17 protein-coding genes and 1 pseudogene are annotated in these 18,530 nt (G+C 66.5%); 3 read left to right on the top strand and 15 right to left on the bottom strand.

Features of this window, described 5'->3' with window-relative positions; all coding sequences use genetic code 11:
• Window positions 1-11: 11 nt before the first annotated feature.
• Window positions 12-1,250 carry a sterol desaturase family protein gene (locus IB275_RS01525; protein ID WP_192293933.1) on the bottom strand — a complete coding sequence of 413 codons (1,239 nt, stop codon included), beginning with the start codon at window positions 1,248-1,250 and terminating at the stop codon, window positions 12-14.
• A 139-nt stretch (window positions 1,251-1,389) separates the two neighbouring features.
• On the opposite strand from IB275_RS01525, the gene elbB reads away from it, so the two are divergent.
• On the top strand, window positions 1,390-2,043 hold the full coding sequence (elbB, locus tag IB275_RS01520; RefSeq protein WP_192293935.1) for an isoprenoid biosynthesis glyoxalase ElbB: 654 nt from the start codon (window positions 1,390-1,392) through the stop codon (window positions 2,041-2,043).
• Between the two features lie 57 nt (window positions 2,044-2,100).
• Here the strand turns inward: elbB and IB275_RS01515 are convergent, their stop codons facing one another.
• The 6 genes from IB275_RS01515 to IB275_RS01490 all read right to left on the bottom strand — a co-directional run bounded on the left by IB275_RS01515 (window position 2,101) and on the right by IB275_RS01490 (window position 8,784).
• Window positions 2,101-2,571 carry a YaiI/YqxD family protein gene (locus tag IB275_RS01515; RefSeq protein WP_081519504.1) on the bottom strand — a complete coding sequence of 157 codons (471 nt, stop codon included), beginning with the start codon at window positions 2,569-2,571 and terminating at the stop codon, window positions 2,101-2,103.
• A 73-nt stretch (window positions 2,572-2,644) separates the two neighbouring features.
• Complete coding sequence (locus IB275_RS01510; RefSeq protein ID WP_151189005.1) at window positions 2,645-4,546, bottom strand: cytochrome c/FTR1 family iron permease; 1,902 nt, start codon at window positions 4,544-4,546, stop codon at window positions 2,645-2,647.
• A 128-nt stretch (window positions 4,547-4,674) separates the two neighbouring features.
• The gene (locus IB275_RS01505; RefSeq protein WP_054910211.1) at window positions 4,675-5,304 is read right to left on the bottom strand and encodes a LysE family transporter; all 630 of its coding nucleotides are present in this window, start codon (window positions 5,302-5,304) and stop codon (window positions 4,675-4,677) included.
• A gap of 218 nt (window positions 5,305-5,522) precedes the next feature.
• Window positions 5,523-6,281 (bottom strand): TerC family protein, encoded by a 759-nt coding sequence (locus IB275_RS01500; RefSeq protein ID WP_081519501.1) that lies wholly within the window; start codon window positions 6,279-6,281, stop codon window positions 5,523-5,525.
• A gap of 29 nt (window positions 6,282-6,310) precedes the next feature.
• The gene (locus tag IB275_RS01495) at window positions 6,311-6,874 is read right to left on the bottom strand and encodes a mechanosensitive ion channel family protein (protein WP_081518722.1); all 564 of its coding nucleotides are present in this window, start codon (window positions 6,872-6,874) and stop codon (window positions 6,311-6,313) included.
• Window positions 6,874-8,784, bottom strand: a complete 1,911-nt coding sequence (locus IB275_RS01490; RefSeq protein WP_192293943.1) for an ATP-binding cassette domain-containing protein — start codon at window positions 8,782-8,784, stop codon at window positions 6,874-6,876. Before IB275_RS01490 ends, IB275_RS01495 begins: the two co-directional genes overlap by 1 nt.
• A 47-nt stretch (window positions 8,785-8,831) precedes the next feature.
• On the opposite strand from IB275_RS01490, the gene IB275_RS01485 reads away from it, so the two are divergent.
• Entirely contained in the window at window positions 8,832-9,296 is a 465-nt protein-coding gene (locus IB275_RS01485; RefSeq protein ID WP_192293946.1) for a TIGR02444 family protein, read from the top strand.
• A 315-nt stretch (window positions 9,297-9,611) separates the two neighbouring features.
• Here IB275_RS01485 and IB275_RS01480 read toward each other — a convergent pair.
• The 3 genes and pseudogenes from IB275_RS01480 to IB275_RS01470 all read right to left on the bottom strand — a co-directional run.
• Window positions 9,612-10,496 (bottom strand): annotated as a pseudogene (locus IB275_RS01480) (AlgP family protein); the annotation flags it as partial.
• 650 nt (window positions 10,497-11,146) lie between these two features.
• Window positions 11,147-11,614, bottom strand: coding sequence for an Rsd/AlgQ family anti-sigma factor (locus tag IB275_RS01475; protein WP_045213212.1), 468 nt, complete (start codon window positions 11,612-11,614; stop codon window positions 11,147-11,149).
• Window positions 11,615-11,870: 256 nt separating this feature from the next.
• Entirely contained in the window at window positions 11,871-12,356 is a 486-nt protein-coding gene (locus IB275_RS01470) for a disulfide bond formation protein B (RefSeq protein WP_138213202.1), read from the bottom strand.
• Window positions 12,357-12,472: 116 nt separating this feature from the next.
• Here IB275_RS01470 and IB275_RS01465 point away from each other — a divergent pair, with 116 nt between their 5' ends.
• Window positions 12,473-13,558: a PQQ-dependent sugar dehydrogenase gene (locus tag IB275_RS01465; RefSeq protein WP_192293950.1), complete on the top strand. Its 1,086-nt coding sequence runs from the start codon at window positions 12,473-12,475 to the stop codon at window positions 13,556-13,558.
• 48 nt (window positions 13,559-13,606) lie between these two features.
• Here the strand turns inward: IB275_RS01465 and IB275_RS01460 are convergent, their stop codons facing one another.
• The 5 genes from IB275_RS01460 to algR form a co-directional block, all read right to left on the bottom strand.
• Window positions 13,607-14,839: a heme biosynthesis HemY N-terminal domain-containing protein gene (locus IB275_RS01460; protein WP_192293951.1), complete on the bottom strand. Its 1,233-nt coding sequence runs from the start codon at window positions 14,837-14,839 to the stop codon at window positions 13,607-13,609.
• On the bottom strand, window positions 14,836-15,948 hold the full coding sequence (locus tag IB275_RS01455) for a uroporphyrinogen-III C-methyltransferase (protein ID WP_192293953.1): 1,113 nt from the start codon (window positions 15,946-15,948) through the stop codon (window positions 14,836-14,838). Before IB275_RS01455 ends, IB275_RS01460 begins: the two co-directional genes overlap by 4 nt.
• Window positions 15,949-15,975: 27 nt before the next feature.
• Window positions 15,976-16,734, bottom strand: a complete 759-nt coding sequence (locus tag IB275_RS01450) for a uroporphyrinogen-III synthase (protein ID WP_192293955.1) — start codon at window positions 16,732-16,734, stop codon at window positions 15,976-15,978.
• Window positions 16,731-17,669: a hydroxymethylbilane synthase gene (gene hemC / locus IB275_RS01445; protein WP_192293958.1), complete on the bottom strand. Its 939-nt coding sequence runs from the start codon at window positions 17,667-17,669 to the stop codon at window positions 16,731-16,733. The genes IB275_RS01450 and hemC overlap by 4 nt, the downstream gene beginning before the upstream one ends.
• A gap of 113 nt (window positions 17,670-17,782) precedes the next feature.
• A complete protein-coding gene (gene algR / locus IB275_RS01440; protein WP_017521347.1) occupies window positions 17,783-18,529 on the bottom strand; it encodes an alginate biosynthesis regulator AlgR in 747 nt (248 codons plus the stop codon).
• Between the last annotated feature and the right edge of the window lies 1 nt (window position 18,530).

The following is an 18,530-nucleotide window of genomic DNA, read 5'->3' as shown; positions in this document are numbered from 1 at the left end:
ACCTCGGCCGATCAGGCCGCCTGCGGCAGGCGCTCGGCGCGCCGCAGGCCCCGCAGACCGATCAGGCTGAGCAGCGAATAGACCGCCAGCGCCCAGGGCGCCCACTGTGGCAGCTCGATCCCTCCCCATAGCGCCATGGCCGCCACTGCCGGTACGTTCAGCGCCAAGCGCAGCAGTTCCAGGCGCAGCGCCCAATGGCGGTTCTCCAGCCAGCAGCCGATGGCGTAGAGCCCGAAAGCCATCCAGCTCCAGCCGATCGCCAGCGGCAGCACCCGCCAGTGCTCCCCGACGCCCAGCAACCAGGTACCGACCACCACATAGGTGGCGAACTGCAGCCCGGCGTACCACTGCCGGCCGCGCGTCAGCGGCACCTCGAACTTGCGGAAGGACGCCAGGTCCGGCTTGGCCATGGGGTAGCGCTGAGCAACGTCCTCGGGACGCCAACCGGTGCGCATGAACCAGATGCGCAGCTTGTCCCACAGGCTGCCAGCACGGCGGGCATCGCTCCACAGGTGCGCGTAGACCTGCAGGTTGGCCCACAGCGGGTTCCAGCTGGCCAGCGGCACGGTCACGCCGAATACCACCGGCTCCTCGTCCAGTTCCTCCTGGAAGGTGCCGAACAGGCGGTCCCAGACGATGAACACGCCGCCGTAGTTGCGATCCATGTAGACCGGGTTCTGCGCGTGGTGCACGCGGTGGTTGGACGGGGTGATGAAGATCCACTCGAACCAGCCCAGCTTGGGGATGTGCCGGGTGTGCACCCAGAACTGGTAGAGCAGGTTCAGCGCACCGACCGTGAGGAACACCAGCGGCGGCACCCCGGCGATGGCCATGGGCAGGTAGAAGATCCAGCCGAAGATGAAGCCGGTACTGGTCTGCCGCAGTGCGGTGGAGAGGTTGTAGTCCTCGCTCTGGTGGTGCACCGAGTGGGCGGCCCAGAGCACGTTGCGCTCGTGGCCCAGGCGGTGGTTCCAGTAGTAGCAGAAGTCGTAGAAGACGAAGGCGAACACCCAGACCCAGAGGTTCTGCGTGGACATCTCGAAAAGCGCCAGGTGCTGCCAGGCGATGGCGTAGGTGAGCACAGCCAGGCCCTTGGTCAGCAGGCCGCTGGTGGTCGACAGCACACCGGCGCTGAGGCTGTTCAGCGCATCACTCAGACGGTAGGTGCGCATGCCACGCCAGCGGTCGGCGAGCAACTCGATGGCAATCAGGAGGAAAAAGAAGGGTACGGCGAAGAGGATGTAGTTCATGGCGTGGCCGAGTCGTTATGCTTATGGGAAGGCCCAGATTCGTTGATCCTAGCCTCTACCTCCGCGCCGGCCCCGACCGCCGGCGCCAAGCCGGGCGGCATATCGCGACATGCCCGGCATCCTCGAACAGGAGCAGTCCATGCAGAAGAAAGTTGCCGTCATCCTCTCCGGCTGCGGCGTCTATGACGGCGCCGAGATCCATGAAAGCGTGATCACCCTGCTGCGTCTTTCCCAGCGCGGCGCCAAGGTGCAGTGCTTCGCCCCGAACATCGCCCAGCACCATGTGCTGAACCACCTCACCGGCGAAGAAATGGCCGAGAGCCGCAACGTGCTGGTGGAATCCGCGCGCATCGCCCGTGGCGAGGTGAAGGACATCCGCGAAGCCAAGGCCGAGGACTTCGATGCCCTGATCGTTCCCGGCGGTTTCGGCGCGGCAAAGAACCTCAGCGACTTCGCCTTCAAGGGTGACCAGTGCGAAGTGCAGCCGGACGTACTGGCCCTGGCGAAGGCCTTCGCTGCGGCGAAAAAGCCGGTTGGCCTGCTCTGCATCGCCCCGGCCATGGCCGCGCGCATCTATGGCGCCGGCGTGGAATGCACCATCGGTACCGACGAGGGTACCGCCCAGGCACTGACCAGCATGGGCGCCAAGCACATCGACTGCGCCGTGGAAGACATCGTCGAGGACAAGGACCACAAGCTGGTCACCACGCCGGCCTACATGCTCGCGCAGTCCATCGCCGAAGCCGCCAGCGGTATCAACAAGGCGGTCGACCGGGTGCTGGAACTGGCCTGAGCAACACGCTGAACGCAAAACGCCCGGCATTGCCGGGCGTTTTCGTTTCAGGCCGGGTCAGCCCTTGCGGCTCTCCGCCTCGCGCAGCAGGCGCGTCAGCAGCCGGTCCAGGCCGTTGGCGAAGGCCTGGCGGTCCTTGTCGCCGTAGGGCGCCTGCCCTCCCCCCACCTGGCCCTGTTCGCGCAGGTCGGTGAACAGGTTGCGCACGGCCAGGCGCTCGCCCATGTTCTTCTCGTCGAACTCGCGGCCACGCGGGTCCAGCGCATCGACGCCCTTCTTCACCAGCCGGTCGGCCAGCGGCACGTCGCTGCAGATCACCAGGTCGCCGGGCTCGGCCTGCTCCACCAGGTAATCGTCGGCGGCGTCCATCCCGCTGGGCACCACTATCAGGCTGACGCAGGCGAACGGCGGCTTGGCCACGGGCTGGCCGGCGACCATCACCACCTCGAGCTTGCGCTTGAGGGCGAACTTGGCCACCAGTTCCTTGGCCGCGCGCGGGCAGGCGTCGGCATCGATCCAGATACGCATAATCGGAAACCAATCTCCAGAAAGCACGACGGCCAGTATCGCACTGGCCGTCGTGTATCGCTCAGCTATCGCCTCAGGACGAGGCGATCTCGGCGGCCTTGCGGCGCTCGGAGAAGTAGCTGCGTCCGTAGAGCACGGCCACCGCCACCAGCGCCACGGCCTGGGCCGACAGCGAGTAGGCGTCGGCCTTGATGCCGAGCCAGTCGAAGTCGAAGAACGGCACCGGGCGGGTACCGATCACGCCGGCTTCCTGCAGGGCGACCACGCCGTGACCGGCGAAGACCACCGACAGGGCGCAGAGCAGCGCGGCGTTGACGGTGAAGAACAGCTTCAGCGGCAGCTTCGCCGAGCCACGCAGGATCACGAAGGCGATGGCGATCAGGATCACCACGGCAGTGCCCGCACCAGCGATCACCGCATTGTGACCGGCCGGGCCGGCCTGCAGCCAGAGGGTCTCGTAGAACAGGATGACTTCGAACAGCTCGCGGTAGACCGAGAAGAACGCCAGCACCGCGAAGCCAAAGCGGCCACCGCCACCCACCAGGCTGCTGCGGATGTAGTCCTGCCAGGCGGCGGCGTGGCGGCGGTCGTGCATCCACACGCCGAGCCAGAGCACCATCACGCAGGCGAACAGCGAGGTGAAGCCTTCCATCAGCTCGCGCTGGGCACCGCCGATGTCGATGACGTAGGCGGCGACTGCCCAGGTAGCGAAGCCGGCGACGAAGGCCAGGCCCCAGCCGATGTGGACGCCGCGCACCGCCTTCTCCTGCCCGGTGTTGCGCAGGAAGGCGAGGATCGCGGCCAGCACCAGGATCGCTTCCACGCCTTCGCGCAGGAGGATCAGCAGGGCCGAGACGAAGCTAATGGAGGTGCTCAGCGAGTCGCCGCTCAGGGCCTTGGCGGCGTCCGCCAGCTTGGCCTTGGCCAGTGCCAGCTGCTGAGCCACTTCGGCTTCCGGCAGGCCGTCACGCAGCGCCTGACGGTAGGCCATCAGCTGCTTCTCGGTGGCCTTGCGCAGGTCGGCGTCGACGTTGTCCAGCGAGCTTTCCACCAGCTCGAAGCCTTCCAGGTAGGCCGCCACGGACAGGTCGTAGGCCTGATCGTGGTCGCCGGAGCGGTACACGGCGAAGCTCTTGTCCAGGGTCGCGGAGGTGTAGTCGATCTGCTGCGCCGGGCCACGGTGCTCCAGCGGCGGGTGGGCACGCAGAGCACGGAAGCTCTCGGCCGCTGCCTCGCCATCGCGCTCGGCGACATCGGCCGGGGTCTGGGTCGAAAGGGTCGCCAGCGGGTAGGCGTGAGCCGGGTCGGCCTTGGCCTGGCCGGCGCTGAGGCCGGCGATATAGGACGCCAGGTCCCAGCGCTGACGCTCGTCGAGCTGGTCGGCGAAGGCCGGCATGTCGGTGCCGGAAACGCCCAGACCGATGACGTTGCGCAGGTCGTACAGGCTCAGCTGGTCGAGGCGCGCGCGGTCGGTCAGGTTGGCCGGGGGCGGCTCCAGGCCGATGCCTGCCGGGCCGTCGCCCTTGCCGGCATCACCGTGGCAGATCGAGCACTGCTGGGTGTAGATCTCGGCGGCGCGAGTAGGGTCCGGGGTGATCGAAGGGGTCTGCACCACCTGGTAGATGTCGGCGACGCGCGCCTCCAGATGACGGGCCTGCTGGGCGACCTGCTTGCCGGGGAGGCGCTGCTCGATGGCCTGCTTGAGGCTGGCGGCATCCTTTTCCAGGTCGGCGCGTTCGGGGGCGGCCGGCAGGGTGACGATCAGCGCCTGCAGATTGCCGACGAACTCCAGCTGCTCCTTGTATTCGCTCTCGTCCACGACCTTGCCGTCAGTGACGGTGGCCGGGTAGTCGGCAGCGAGGTAGCTGAGCAGGTGAAGGGCTTGGGAGGGGTCGACAGCCGTGTCGGCGTGAGCTCCAAGGCTGAAGAGACCGACCAGCGGCAACAGCCAGACGAAAAGTTTGGAGGGGCGCATACGGAAAGGTAAATGAGAATGAAAGAGGTTAAATTGTCACCTCAGGTTTCCGTCTATGCAAGGACAAATGTCCCGCAGAGTTGCGTCCGAAGCGCTCACAAGGGCGCTCCGGAGCCAGGAAATCCCCCTCAGGCCGGTGCACGGCGGACGGTGGCGAGCAGTGCGGCGGCGCCTACGAAGAGGGTCGCGAAAGTCCGATTCATCACCCGCTGCTGGCGTTGCGAGCGCAGGGCGCGCAGTACGCGCGCGGCCAGACCGGTGTAGCCGGCCATGACGATCAGGTCTACGGTGATCATGGTGGCGCCCATGATCACGTACTGGATCGCCATCGGACGGTGCGGGTCGACGAACTGGGGCAGCACCGCGAGCATGAAGATCACCGCCTTGGGGTTGCTGGCGTTGACCAGGAAGCCGCGCAGCACCAGGGTCAGCGGCCGGCCGATGGGGCGCTCGCCGCTCGCCGCCATCACCTGCGGAGCAGCGGTCCACTGGCGGTACGCGAGGTAGACCAGGTACACCACGCCGAACCACTTGATCGCACTGAACGCCACCGCCGAAGCCGAGAGCAGCGCACCGACGCCTGCAGCGACGATCGCGATCTGCAGCGCCAGGCCGATCTGCAGGCCCAGGGCATTCCAGTAGCCGCGCCAGAAACCGTATTGCAGCCCGCAGGACATCGAGGCGATGGCCCCGGCGCCGGGCGACAGGCTGATCACCCAGCAGGCGATGAAGAAGGCGAACCAGGTACTGGCGAGCATTGCGAACCTCACGGCGCCCAGGCAGGCGCAATAATTTGTTACGGGAAGCCAGTGTGCCTCAGTCGCGCCGACTCGCCCAGCGTTGCCGACGAAGGTCGGATGATCCTTGTAGGAGCGCGCCACGCGCGCGATCGCGGGCATGGCCCGCTCCTACATTTTGGGTGCCCAACAAAAAGCCCGGCGCTAGGCCGGGCTTTTTTCGCTTCAGGACAGACCGATCAGCTCGGGATGTCCTTGCGCAGCTTCACCGGCTCCTCGCCGCGCTTGCGCGCCAGGGCGCCGCGCAGGCGGATATTGATCGCCTCCACCGCCAGCGAGAAGGCCATGGCGAAGTACACGTAGCCCTTGGGCACGTGGATCTCGAAAGCCTCGGCGATCAGCACGGTGCCGACCACGATGAGGAACGACAGCGCGAGCATCTTCAGCGACGGGTGCTTCTCGATGAAGGCACTGATGGTGCCGGCCGACAGCATCATCACGCCGACCGAGATGACGATCGCCGCGACCATCACCGGTACGTGCTGCACCAGGCCCACGGCGGTGATCACCGAGTCCAGCGAGAAGACGATGTCGATGATCGCGATCTGGATAATGATGCCCATGAAGCCGCGGGACTTGCCGCCTTGCTGCCCGCCCTCCTCCGCACCTTCCAGGCTGTGGAAGATTTCCATGGTGCTCTTGAACAGCAGGAACAGGCCGCCGAAGAACAGGATCAGGTCGCGCCCGGAGATGCCGTGGTCGAACACGGTGAACAGGTCGGCCGTCAGGCGCATCACCCAGGTGATCGACAGCAGCAGCAGGATGCGCGTGCCCATCGCCAGCGCCAGGCCGAAGAAACGCGCCTTGGGTTGCTGGGCGGGCGGCAGGCGGCCAACCAGGATCGAGATGAAGATGATGTTGTCGATGCCCAGTACGATTTCCAGGGCAGTCAGGGTCAGAAAGGCAACCCAGATCTCAGGGCTAGTGAGCCATTCCATAGTGGGGATGTCCGTTGGGGGTCAAGGGGTCAGGGGGTGGTGGGGAAATTCGGGCCGCGCCAGCGGCGGATGGCCTTCTGGAAGAACAGGTTGTTCGGCACCTGCAGCAGCGCGCCGGGGGTGCCGTCCTCGGCGACTTCCTCCAGGGTGGTATAGAGCAGGTTGATTGCGATCACCCGGCCCTTCACGCCGGGCTTGTCGGCAGACTCGATGACTTCCACGCGATCCCCCAGGCGGAACGGGCCCATGGTGAAGATCATCAGCGCGCAGAACAGATTGGAGAGCACGCTCCAGATGGCGAAGAAGGCCACCGCCGCAACGGCGGCGAAGCCGGTCAGCGCGGCCCAGAGCACATCGGCGGAAACGCCCAGGCGCTCCAGTACGAGCATTACCGCCGAGCCCATGATCAGCCAGCGCAGGCCGCCGCGCAGCGGCAGCAGCAGCTCCGGCGGCATCGGATAGCGTTCGCCCAGGCGACTGACGGCGCGCGTCACCACGCGCTGCACCAGCCACGCCAGCAGCAGGACGAGGATGATCTGCCCGCCGCGCAGCAGCGGTTCGCTCCACGCCACCAGCAGGTTCACGTCGTCCATCACTCGCTGGCCTCGAGCTGGCGCTGCAACTCTTCGAGGGTTTCCAGCGCCATCAGCCAGGACTCTTCCAGCTCGCTTTCGCGGCCCTTGAGGGTCGCCTGGCGGGCCAGCAGATCACGCAGTTCATCCTTGCGCGAGGACTCGTAGAGCGCGCTGTCGCCGAGGCGCTGTTCCAACTCGGCCAACTGCTCGTGGACCTTGCCCAGCTCCTTCTCCAGCTTGTCCGCCTCGCGCTTGTGCGGGGCGAGCTGCTGGCGCAGGGCCGCGGCGGCCTGGCGCTGGGCGCGCTTGTCAGTCTTGTCGCCAGCGGGAGCGGCGGGCGACGACGGCGCCTGCCGCGCGCGGAAATCCACCAGCCAGCGGGCGTAGTCCTCGAGATCGCCGTCGAACTCCTGGATGCGCCCGTCGGCCACCAGCAGGAACTCGTCGGTGGTGCTCTTGAGCAGGTGACGATCGTGCGACACCACCACCACGGCGCCGGAGAACTCCTGCAGCGCGAGGGTCAGCGCGAGGCGCATTTCCAGGTCGAGGTGGTTGGTCGGTTCGTCGAGCAGCAGCAGGTTGGGCTTCTGCCAGGCGATCAGTGCCAGGGCCAGGCGCGCCTTCTCGCCACCGGAGAAGTTCAGCACCGGCTCGTCGCAGCGCTCACCACGGAAGTCGAAGCCGCCAAGGAAGTCACGCAGGGGCTGCTCGCGCTCGGCCGGCGCGATGCGCGCCAGGTGCAGCAGCGGGCTGGCCTTGGGGTCGAGCGAATCGAGCTGGTGCTGGGCGAAGTAGCCGATGGCGAGGTTTTCGCCACGGGCAAGCTCACCGGACAGCAGCGACAGGTCGCCGGAGAGGGTCTTGATCAGCGTCGACTTGCCCGCTCCGTTGGGGCCGAGCAGGCCGATGCGCGCGCCCGGTACCAGCTGCAGCTTGACCTTTTCCAGCACGGTCTTGTCGCCGTAGCCCAGGCGGGCTTCGGAGAGATTCAACAGCGGGCTGGAAATCTTGTCGGACTCGCGGAAGGCAAAGTCGAACGGCGAATCGACGTGGGCCGGCGCCAGCTCTTCCAGGCGTTCCAGCGCCTTGATCCGGCTCTGTGCCTGGCGGGCCTTGGTGGCCTGGGCGCGGAAGCGGGCGATGTACTTTTCCATGTGGGCGCGTTGCGCCTGCTGCTTCTCGTACGCCTGTTGCTGCTGGGCGAGGCGTTCGGCACGGGTACGCTCGAAGGCCGAGTAGCCGCCACGGTACAGGGTCAGCCTGCGCTGTTCGAGGTGGGCGATGTTATCCACCACGGCGTCGAGGAAGTCGCGGTCGTGGGAGATCAGCAGCAGCGTGCCCGGGTAACCCTTGAGCCACTCTTCCAGCCAGAGGATGGCGTCGAGGTCGAGGTGGTTGGTGGGCTCGTCGAGCAACAGCAGTTCGGACGGGCACATCAGCGCCTGAGCCAGGTTCAGGCGCATCCGCCAGCCACCGGAGAAGTCGCCGACGCGGCGGTCCATCTGCTCGGAGGTGAAGCCCAGGCCGGCCAGCAGCTTGCGCGCGCGGGCATCAGCGGTGTATCCGTCGGCGCTGTCCAACTCGCTGTGCAGGCGCGCCAGGGCGGTGCCGTCGTGGGCGTCTTCCGCCGCGGCGAGGTCCGCCTGGATCTTGCGCAGGTGCACGTCGCCGTCGAGCACGTAGTCGACGGCGAGGCGGTCGAGGGTATCGACCTCCTGGCGCATGTGCGCGATACGCCAGTCAGCGGGCAGGTAGCAGTCGCCGGCGTCCTGGCCGAGCTGGCCGCGCAGCAGGGCGAACAGGCTCGACTTGCCGGCGCCGTTGGCGCCGATCAGGCCGACTTTCTGTCCGGCGTGCAGGGTGAGTTCGGCACCTTCCAGCAAGCGCTGGGGGCCACGCTGTAGCGTAAGATTTTGTAGTCGAATCATGGCGGCGGAGTTTATCAGCTTCGCCTGGCAATCGCTGTGGGTGCTCTATGTCTGATGATGTCTGGTCGTATGCACTGAAACTCTACGCCCGCCCTGGGGTTGAGGCGGCTTGCCTGACCCTGCAGGAAGGCGGCGCGGATGTCTGCCTGGTGCTCGCTGCAGCGTGGCTGGGCGGCACTGGCGTGGCCTTCGCGGCGGCGCGAATGAGCGAGCTGGAAAGCACGGCGCAGGGATGGCGCGAAGAGGTGGTTGTGCCTTTGCGTTCGCTGCGTCAGCGCTGGCGGGAATCCGCGGAGCAGGATGCGCAGCTGGCGCCATTGCGCGAGCGGGTCAAACAGCTCGAACTGGAAGCGGAAAAGGTGCTGCTGGGGAGACTGGGGACGGTGGCGCAGGATTGGCCACGGGATGAAGCGGAGGACCTGGCGCGCTGGCTGGAAGCCGCGGCAGGCGGAACGGGCGGCTTGCGCCGCGATGCGCGGGAAACCCTGCGCACCGCGGCGAGCCTCTCCTGAGCCTTAGGAAGCGCTGGAGGAGTTGCTGCTGGCCGGAGCAGCCGATGCCGGAGTGGCGCTGGCAACCGGGGTAGCGGCCGGAGTGCTCGGCTGGGCAGCCGGTGCGCTCGGGGCAGCCGGAGCGGCCGGTTTGGCAGCCACGGCGGGCTTGGCCGCAGCCGGTTTGGCAGCAGGCTTGGCGGCCGGCTTGGCGGCCGGCTTTGCGGCAGGCTTGGCAGCGGCTTTCACGGCCGGTTTGGCAGCCGGTTTAGCGGCGGGTTTGGCAGCCGGTTTGGCAGCGGCAGCAGGCTTCGCGGCAGGCTTGGCAGCCGGTTTTGCGGCAGCGGCGGGCTTGGCGGCAGCAGGCTTGGCGGCGGGTTTGGCAGCGGCTTTCGCAGCAGGCTTCGCAGCCGGTTTAGCGGCCGGTTTGGCGGCAGCGGCAGCAGGCTTGGCAGCGGGTTTGGCTGCCGGCTTGGTGGCGGCTTTCGCAGCAGGCTTCGCAGCCGGTTTAGCGGCAGCCTTGGCGGCCGGTTTGGCAGCAGCGGCAGCAGACTTGGCAGCGGGTTTGGCTGCCGGCTTGGCGGCGGCTTTCGCAGCGGGCTTCGCAGCCGGTTTAGCGGCAGCCTTGGCAGCCGGTTTGGCGGCGGGCTTGGCAGCCGGTTTGGCAGCAGCAGGCTTGGCAGCGGCAACCTTGGCGGCCGGCTTCGCAGCGGGCTTGACGGCAGCTTTCACGGCGGGCTTGGCAGCCGGTTTGGCAGCGGGTTTAGCGGCCGGTTTGGCGGCAGCCTTGGCAACCGGTTTGGCAGCGGCGGCAGCCGGCTTGCGGGTAGCGAGGGATTTGCCAGCGGCTTCCTTCACCTTGGTCACGCCCTGGGCGAGCTTGAGGCTCTCCTGCACATCGCGCTTGAGGTTGGCGATGTAGGCACGGGTTTCAGTCTGGCGGGTCTTCAGAACATCCAGCACGCCATCGAGCTCAGCGATGCTCGACTTGGCCTTGGCCTGCGCCTTCGCCTTGCCGGCCTTGGTCGCGTCCTGCAGCTTGGTGCGTGCGTTGTGCAGCTTCTCCTGAGCCTTGCCGCGTTGTTTCTCGAGCTTGGCGAGCAGCTTTTCGGAATCGACGAGCGCCTGCTTGCAGGCACCTTCGAGGTGTTCGATCAGACTGTTGGACAACTGGTGCAGCAGGTGCAGAGGGGTAGTGACGGGTTTCTTGTTGGCCGACATGACGTGCCTCCTGGCGGACGTGGTTGCGCCCATACTAGCCCCGCTGATGGCCTCTCGCCAATGTCCCTATTGTGCTGCAGGCCGCAGCAGGCATTGGCTTCAGAGGTTTTCAGCAGTGCGCGAAGGCGCGTTTTTTCACTCACTCAATGACGCTACCCCGCGCACTTGGTTCCATTGGCGCAATCGGCCAGGCAGCGCAAACGCCCGTGGTGCGTGCGTTTGACGATGAAAAATAAATTTTCGAAGCAGGCCGGAAAAGCCCGTCGCAGAGCCTTTTGCACAACACGCAGCAGTATCGACGAAAGCAGACTGCCAGTCGTTCGAGACGCGTCAGCACGACGCGAGAATCACGCTCGTGGCACGGTGGAAATACTCTTGCGAGCCCCCGCTCGCAGTCACCGTTGCAGCCCATTTTCAGCGGCGATTCATCGCGCGAAAAAGACGCTGAGAGTACCGCTGCAAGCTGCCGAACGGCGCGAGTTTTTCAGCGCTGCGGGCTCAGAGTGCGAGGCTCGGAACAGCGCGGACAAAGTCCACTCCCACGTGACTTGAAGCCCCGCCCACGATTGGCAAGAGCGTCACCACCCCGACACAAACGAAAACGGCGCGAGTGCTTCGAGCGCTCGCGCCGTTGTCGGAAGTCCCTTCGTTCAGGCCGTAACGGCTTTCTGCTCGTGGGAGTTGTGCAGCACTTCGATCAGGCAGTCTTCCAGTTCGAAGCGTTCGTGCAGTTGCTGGCGCAAGCTTTTCAGTTCGCTGGTCAGGCAGGTGCCTTCGCGGCAATCGCCGTTGTCGCAGCGGTCGTTGAAGTTCAGCGCGTTGGCGGTGATGGTCTCCAGGCGTGGGTAGATCTGCTTGGCCAGTTCAAGGCCGCGCGTATCACCGAAGGCTTGCGCCTCGTTCATCAGCTGTTCGTACACTTCGAAGTGTCCCGCCGACACGTAGTCGAGCAGGAGCTGGCAGAAGCTCTGGAGGTTTTCGGCGTTGGTCTTCGGCGCCTGGACACCGTCCAGGGAATCGAATGCCCGGACCAACTCATGTCGATCCCGCAACCAGCGGTCGATCAGCTGGTGTACGCCTCCCCAACGTTCCTGGGCATTACGGCAGCTCTCGAGCATGTTGTCCTCACTTCCCTTTCGCCGTCCCGGCTAGGTCCGCCCCGGGACAATATTCTGTCGATTCTCGACGTCCGCGATGTATGAAGCTTGTTCGGCGGCGGCTTTCCGACGGAGTGGAAAACCAGAGTATGCCCGCCCGTTATCGCCTTCAAGACACCGGCAACGGGAAAATTCATACGAGCGTTTAATCGACAGACCGCGACGCCTCTGGCCTGCGCCGAAGAGGCGCAGACCATGGCGAATTGAGATGCGACGCTCAGCCGCGGCGGCGGAAGAACTGCACGATGGCGAACAGGGCGAAGCCGATGAAGGCCAGCAGACTCCACTCCGCAATGCTCATGCCGAGCAGCGTCCAGGTGACCTCGGCGCAGTCGGCCGAACCGTGGAACATGGTGTAGAGGATCTGCGTGTAGGGCATGCTCTCGAGCATGAAATCCAGCGGCGGCAGGCAGGACGGCAGCTGGTCCGGCGGCAGGGTCTGCAGCCAGAGTTGACGGCCCGCGGTGCCGGCACCGCCCAGGGCGCTGAGCAGGATCAGCACCGAGTACACACGCGGCGCACGGCCGTGCAGCGCGGCGATCAGCGAGAACAGCCCGCAACCGGCGAAGAAGATGCGCTGCAGGATGCACAGCGGGCAGGGCTCCAGCCCGACCACGTACTGCAGGTAGAAGCCTGTACCGAGCAAGGCGACGCAGGCGAGGAAAGCAAGGAAGAACAGGGAACGAGGGCTGGCCAGGTTCATGGCGGCTCCGCTGAAAAGCGCTGTTGCACGAAAGGCCGCTACGGTAGTGGAAACACGCCGATCAGTTCAAGGCGAGTGTCTAGACTGGCCGTGGCACTCATCCGGGAATTCCTGCCATGCGTCGTCATTTCCTACTTTGCTCGCTGCTTTCCCTGACAGCAGCGCCGGCCATAGCTGCCACCGACCTCAGCCAGATCCGACTCCCTGAAGGCTTCCACATCAGCCTGCTCACCGACCAGGTGCCCGGCGCCCGCGCCATGGCCTGGGGCGAAAAAGGCACGCTGTTCGTGGGCAGTCGCTCTGCCGACAAGGTCTACGCGGTGAAGCCCGACGGCCAGGTGAAAGCGCTCGCCGATGGCCTGCAGATGCCTGTGGGCGTGACCTTCCACAAGGGCGACCTGTATGTGTCGTCGATCAACCGCGTCGTCGTGCTGCGCGACATCGAAGCGCACCTCGACGCACCTCCCAAGGCCGAAGAACTACCGGTACAGTTTCCGAAGGAGACCGCGCACGGCTGGAAATTCATCGCTTTCGGCCCGGACGACAAGCTCTACGTACCAGTCGGCGCTCCGTGCAATATCTGCCGCCCGGACCGCGAGCAATACGCCAACCTGCAGCGCATGAACGCCGATGGCAGCGCGCGGGAAGTGGTCGCTTACGGCATCCGCAACACCGTCGGCTTCACCTGGCACCCACAGACCAGGCAGCTGTGGTTCACCGACAATGGACGCGACCTGCTCGGCGACGACAAGCCCGATGACGAGCTGAACAAGGTCAGCAAGGTGGGCGAGGACTTCGGCTATCCCGACTGCCACCAGGGCGACATCGCCGATCCCGAGGAGAGCAGGAAACCCTGCTCCGCGTTCACGCCTCCCGTGGCCAAGCTCGGCCCGCACGTCGCCGCACTGGGGCTGCGTTTCTACACCGGCGAGCAGTTCCCCGCCGAGTACCGCAACAACCTGTTCATCGCCGAGCACGGCTCGTGGAACCGCACGCAGAAGATCGGCTACCGCGTGGCACGGATCGAGCTCAATGACGATGGCACGCTGAAGCGCCAGAGCGTGTTCGCCGATGGCTGGCTCGACAAGGATGGCGGGGTTAGTGGAAGGCCGGCGGACGTGCTGGTGTCGCCGGACGGCTCGCTGCTGGTCAGCGATGACCAGAATGGGGCGATCTACCGCATCCGCTACGGCAAGCCCTGAAATTGAAAACGGCGCCCCGGGGCGCCGTTTTCATTGGCATCGCCAGGCTCAGGCGCGCACGGCCACCGGCAGTGAAACCGGCGGAGCCAGCAGGCCGAGACCTTCCTGGAACAGCTGGTTGCTGCGTTCCACCTCACCCAGTTGCGCCAGCAGCCGCGCCAGTTCGGCGCAGGTTTCTGCGCTGCGCTGGCGAGTCAGGCTGGCTTCCAGGTACTCGCGCGCCTTGCCCCACAGCTTGTTCTGCAGGCTCAGGCGGCCGAGGGTCAGCAGCAGCTCCGGGTCGTCGCCATGCTGCTTCAGCCAGCCTTCGGCAGTCTTCAACTGGTGCGCACCATCGCGGCCACGGGCACGGCCATAGAGGTGTACCAGGCGACTGTCGTAGCCTTCCTTGAGCGCCTTGCGCAGCACGTCCTCGGCCTCTTCCGGTGCGCCCAGGCGCAGCAGCTGTTCGGCGTAGGCGGCCACCAGCGGCGGCTGCGCGCGAAGGTTGGAGGGCACGGTCTGCCAGCGCTGGGTCAGCGGCTGCAGGCTGCTTTCACCCTGGCCGAGGCCCTGCTCGCCCGCTTCGCCCAGCGCAGCCATCCAGGTGCGGCGCTCCAGGTCCGCCAGCTCGGCGTTCTGCAGCACACGCTCCTTGCGCAGTTCGGGCAGCAGCACGCACAGCGCCTGCCAGTCGTGGAGGCTGACGTAGAGCTGCTGGAGCAGGCGCAGCACGGTCGGATGACGCGGGTGATCCTGATGCAGCTTGTCCAGCACCACGCGAGCGCGGGTGAAGTCGCCGCGGTTGATCAGCAGTTGGGCACGGGTCAGCCCCACCGCCAGCTCGGTGCCGGGCTCGCGCTCCTGGGCGCGGTCCAGCAGTTCGTCGCACTCTTCGGTCTTGCCCAGCTCATTGGCCGCGCGGGCGGCGCCCAGGTAATGCGGCAGCGGGCGATCGCTCAGCTCGGCGGCGCGACGCAGGTGACGCAGCGCCTGCGCCCAGTGGCCTTCGGCGAGATCACGCTGGCCGTGTTCCTCGGCCAGTTGCGAGCGACGGCGCCGGTTGAAGCGCGACCAGGGATTCACCACGCGCCCGGACACGCCCAGCAGGCGCAATACCAGGCGCACGACGAGGTAGATCACCCAAAGCACCACCAGCAGCGCGAGGAAGGTCCACAGGCTGGATTCGTAACGGAAGCTCTTGTAGGCGATCAGCACGTAGCCGGACTGCTCGGCGATGGCCAGCCCGACCAGGGTGGCCGCCAGGACCACGGCGAGGATCAGGACATAGACGCGGCTCATGGCTGGGTCCCCGCGTCCGGCGCCACCGCCTCCTGCTGCTGCACCGCATTCTCGCGGCGCGACAGGTAGGCCTGCAGCGAACTCAGGGCCGGGCCGAGGTCCGGCGTCTGCACGGTGACGGCCTGACCGCTGAGCTCATCCAGTCGCGCAACCAGCGCGCGGCTGTCGGCGAGGTCGGCGTTGAAGAAGTCGCCGACTATCTGTTTGGCCTGCTTCAGCGCCTGCTCGTAGACGTCCTGCTTGCCGTTCAGCGCGGCCCACTGCGCCTGCTCCAGGGCAAGGCTCAGGGCGAGGCGTACACGGTCCAGTTGCTGTCCGGATAGGAGCGGACGGATGTCCTGCCCGGCGTTGAAATCAATGCGCACGTAGCGTGAGATGCGCTCCCACCACTGGTCCCAGGTGCTGCTGCCGTCGCCCCAGGCGGTGCTCGGGCCGGTACCACCCTCCGAAGGCTTGAACGCCGGGTTCAACGGCTGCAGTTGCGCAGCCTGGTCGCGCAGCGCGCCCAGTTGCAGGAACAGCCCGGTACGGTCCGGACGCGGCAGCGCGCGCAGCGCTTCGAGGCTCTTGGCCAGTTGCGCACGGGCGGCGAAGGCGCCCGGGTCGTTGTTTACACGAAGGATGTCGTCGGCGCCCTGCACCAGCTCGGTGGCGCTGTCGATGTCCTGCAGCGCAGAGAGACGCAGTGCTGCCAGACGCAACAGATGCTCGGACTCGGCCAGGCGCCACTGCTGGCGACTCTGCCCCAGTACCTGCTTGACCTGCTTGGCCAGCTGCTGCTGGTCGCCCTGCAGCTCCACCACGAGGCGGCGGCGGGCTTCTAGCTCGTCGGCGTTGGGCAGGGTATCCAGGCGCTTGTTCAGCTCGGCGTTGGCGTTCTGCACGCCCTGCGCCTGGGCGCGGGCATCTTCCAGTTGCGCGGCGCGTTGCTGCTCGGCGCCCTTGAGCTGCTGGACCTGCCAGACGCCCCAGCCACCTGCGGCGAGGCCGGCGGCGCCGACCAGCAGGGCCAGCAGGGCGATGCCCGTGCCACCCTTGCGCGGGGCCGGCGCGGCGGCCGGACTGGACGATGTTGGTGAAGTCTCTTGGGGAGTGACGGCTTCGCTCACAGATCCATCCTTCGCTCGGAAATTGTTCTAGTCGGCGCTTCTCAACGCTTCCATTAATGCCGCCGGGCTTGCGCCCCGGCAATCGATTACTTGCAGCGCCCCCATCTCCCGCGCCTGCTCAGCCACCCGCGGGCTGGGCACGAACAACGGCATGGCACTGACTTGCGGCCAATCCGCCGCCGCCAGCTGGCGCAGGTGCTCGAGACCCTGCCCACTACTGACCGCGATGGCGTTCAAACGCTCCCCCTGGATTCGCCGCAGCAGTTCGCCCGGAGGGTAAGCCGGCATTTCGCGCCGGTAGAGTTCCAGATAGTCGACCACCACGCCTTGGCCGCGCAGGCGCTCGGCGAGGAATTCTCGGCCACTCTCGCCGCGCATGATCAGCACCTTCGGGTCGTGCACCTGCAGGGCCTGCTCGAACTCGGGCAAGGCAAGCAGGGCTTCGCTGTCGTCGCCATCTTGCGGGCAGACCACATCCAGACCGTAGTCTTCGAGGATAGCCGCCGTGGCGGCGCCGACGGTGAACCAGCGCTGGGTCAGCGGCGGCTGCGGCCAGTAGCGGTCGAGCCGCTCGAGGCCCAGGCGCGCCGCGGGCTTGCTGACCACGATAATCGCGCAGTAGCGGTCCAGGTCAAGGATCAGGCTGCGCTCGATGGGTGTCTCTTCGCGTGGCGTGATCGCCAGCAAGGGCAGGCAGTCGCCGTGGATGCCGTGTTCGGCGAGGGTGGCGGCGAGCGCCGCGCAATCCTCTTCGGGACGGGTCAGCAGCAGCCGCCAGCGGCTCACGGGTGACCAGCCTCGCCGTAGACCGCGTCGAGGATTTCCTGGGCGCCCTGGCCCAGCAGGTCTTCCGCGACCTTCACGCCGAGGGTTTCGGCTTCGGCGGAGGGCGCGCGGGCTTCGGCACGCAACAGTTCGGTACCGTCGGGCTGACCGACCAGGCCGCGCAACCACAGCTGGTCACCTTCGAGGATGGCGTAGCAGGCGATGGGCACCTGGCAACCGCCATTGAGGCGCTTGTTCAGCGCACGCTCGGCGGTGACACGCAGGGCGGTCTCACGGTGATGCAGCGGCTGCAGCAGGGCGTGGATTTCCGCGTCGGCGGTACGGCACTCGATGCCCACCGCACCCTGGCCTCCGGCCGGCAGGCTGGCTTGAACGCTGATGGAGGAGCGGATGCGGTCTTCGAAGCCGAGGCGGATCAGGCCAGCGGCGGCGAGGATGATCGCGTCGTATTCGCCGGCATCGAGCTTGGCCAGGCGAGTGTTGACGTTGCCGCGCAGGAAGCGGATCTGCAGGTCCGGGCGGCTGGCCAGCAGTTGGGCCTGACGGCGCAGGCTGGAGGTGCCGACCACGCTACCGGCGGGCAGGTCATCGAGGCTTGCGTAGGTATTGGAGACGAAGGCATCGCGCGGGTCTTCACGTTCGCAGATGCAGTACAGGCCCAGGCCTTCGGGGAAGTCCATCGGCACGTCCTTCATGGAGTGCACGGCGATGTCCGCTTCGTTCTCCAGCAGGGCGGTTTCCAGTTCCTTGACGAACAGGCCCTTGCCGCCGATTTTCGCCAGCGGCGCGTCCAGCAGCTTGTCGCCGCGGCTGGTCATCGGCAGGAGGGTCACGGTCAGGCCGGGGTGGGCCTGTTCCAGGCGGGCCTTGACGTATTCGGCCTGCCAGAGTGCCAGGGCGCTCTGGCGCGTGGCGATACGGATTTCGCGAGACATGGGCATTTCCAGGCAAAGGAAGCGTGCAAGAAAGTGCCCGCATGATAACAGCTCACGCAAACGAAAAGCCCGGGGGCCGCCCCCCGGGCTTCAGGCGCTGCGGCACTGTGTCGCTACAGGTTATGCATGAGTCGGCGGACGCCAGCGACATGGCGGCGGCTGACGGTCAGCGCGTCGCCGTTGAGTCCTTTCAGGTACAGCTGGAAGTGCCCCAGCGGGGTGCGCTGCAGGCGCTCGATACGCTCGCGGGAGACCAGCGCGTTGCGGTGGATGCGCACGAAGCGGTCACCGAACTCGTCTTCCAGCGCCTTCAGCGGTTCGTCCAGCAGCACTTCGCCGCCCGCGTGGCGCAGGGTCACGTATTTGTGGTCGGCGATGAAGAAGATCACGTCTTCCAGCGGAATCAGCTCGATCCCCTTGCGGGTCCGCGCGCTGATGTGGCTGCGCGGGCCGGGACCGCCGGCGGCCGGGGGTTTGGTCAGCGCCGCCAGTTGCACGCGGTTGGGCCGCGAGGCTTTCTTCAGGGCGTCGGCCAGGTCCTCGCTGCGGACCGGCTTGACCAGGTAGCCGACCGCACTGACCTGGAACGCCTCCAGGGCGAATTCATCATGGGCAGTGCAGAAGATCACCGCCGGCGGGGCTTCGCGCTCGCACAGCTTGGCGGCCACCTGAAGCCCGTCCAGGCCGGGCATGCGGATATCCAGCAGGACGATATCCGGCTTCAGGCTGTCGATCAGCGTCAGCGCTTCTTCGCCGTTGCTGGCGGATGGCTCGAGGACGCGATAGCCGTCCAGTTGCCCCACCAGCCGGGCCAGGCGCTCTCGCGCCAGGGGTTCGTCATCGACGATCAGGACATTCATA

Origin of the sequence: Pseudomonas sp. PDM21 (assembly GCF_014852505.2) — a bacterium.
Classification (GTDB): domain Bacteria; phylum Pseudomonadota; class Gammaproteobacteria; order Pseudomonadales; family Pseudomonadaceae; genus Pseudomonas.
Note: the sequence above shows the minus strand (reverse complement) of the source record. Positions and strands in the feature narration are given on the sequence as shown.

What these genes read in the sequence shown, in the direction of transcription:
- IB275_RS01525 (WP_192293933.1), bottom strand. Translation starts at nt 1,250, where the DNA reads ATGAACTACATCCTCTTCGCCGTACCCTTCTTTTTCCTCCTGATTGCC.
- IB275_RS01490 (WP_192293943.1), bottom strand. Translation starts at nt 8,784, where the DNA reads ATGATTCGACTACAAAATCTTACGCTACAGCGTGGCCCCCAGCGCTTG.
- elbB (WP_192293935.1), top strand. Translation starts at nt 1,390, where the DNA reads ATGCAGAAGAAAGTTGCCGTCATCCTCTCCGGCTGCGGCGTCTATGAC.
- IB275_RS01485 (WP_192293946.1), top strand. Translation starts at nt 8,832, where the DNA reads ATGTCTGATGATGTCTGGTCGTATGCACTGAAACTCTACGCCCGCCCT.
- hemC (WP_192293958.1), bottom strand. Translation starts at nt 17,669, where the DNA reads ATGTCTCGCGAAATCCGTATCGCCACGCGCCAGAGCGCCCTGGCACTC.
- IB275_RS01510 (WP_151189005.1), bottom strand. Translation starts at nt 4,546, where the DNA reads ATGCGCCCCTCCAAACTTTTCGTCTGGCTGTTGCCGCTGGTCGGTCTC.
- IB275_RS01505 (WP_054910211.1), bottom strand. Translation starts at nt 5,304, where the DNA reads ATGCTCGCCAGTACCTGGTTCGCCTTCTTCATCGCCTGCTGGGTGATC.
- IB275_RS01515 (WP_081519504.1), bottom strand. Translation starts at nt 2,571, where the DNA reads ATGCGTATCTGGATCGATGCCGACGCCTGCCCGCGCGCGGCCAAGGAA.
- IB275_RS01475 (WP_045213212.1), bottom strand. Translation starts at nt 11,614, where the DNA reads ATGCTCGAGAGCTGCCGTAATGCCCAGGAACGTTGGGGAGGCGTACAC.
- IB275_RS01500 (WP_081519501.1), bottom strand. Translation starts at nt 6,281, where the DNA reads ATGGAATGGCTCACTAGCCCTGAGATCTGGGTTGCCTTTCTGACCCTG.
- IB275_RS01460 (WP_192293951.1), bottom strand. Translation starts at nt 14,839, where the DNA reads ATGAGCCGCGTCTATGTCCTGATCCTCGCCGTGGTCCTGGCGGCCACC.
- IB275_RS01495 (WP_081518722.1), bottom strand. Translation starts at nt 6,874, where the DNA reads ATGGACGACGTGAACCTGCTGGTGGCGTGGAGCGAACCGCTGCTGCGC.
- IB275_RS01470 (WP_138213202.1), bottom strand. Translation starts at nt 12,356, where the DNA reads ATGAACCTGGCCAGCCCTCGTTCCCTGTTCTTCCTTGCTTTCCTCGCC.
- IB275_RS01465 (WP_192293950.1), top strand. Translation starts at nt 12,473, where the DNA reads ATGCGTCGTCATTTCCTACTTTGCTCGCTGCTTTCCCTGACAGCAGCG.
- algR (WP_017521347.1), bottom strand. Translation starts at nt 18,529, where the DNA reads ATGAATGTCCTGATCGTCGATGACGAACCCCTGGCGCGAGAGCGCCTG.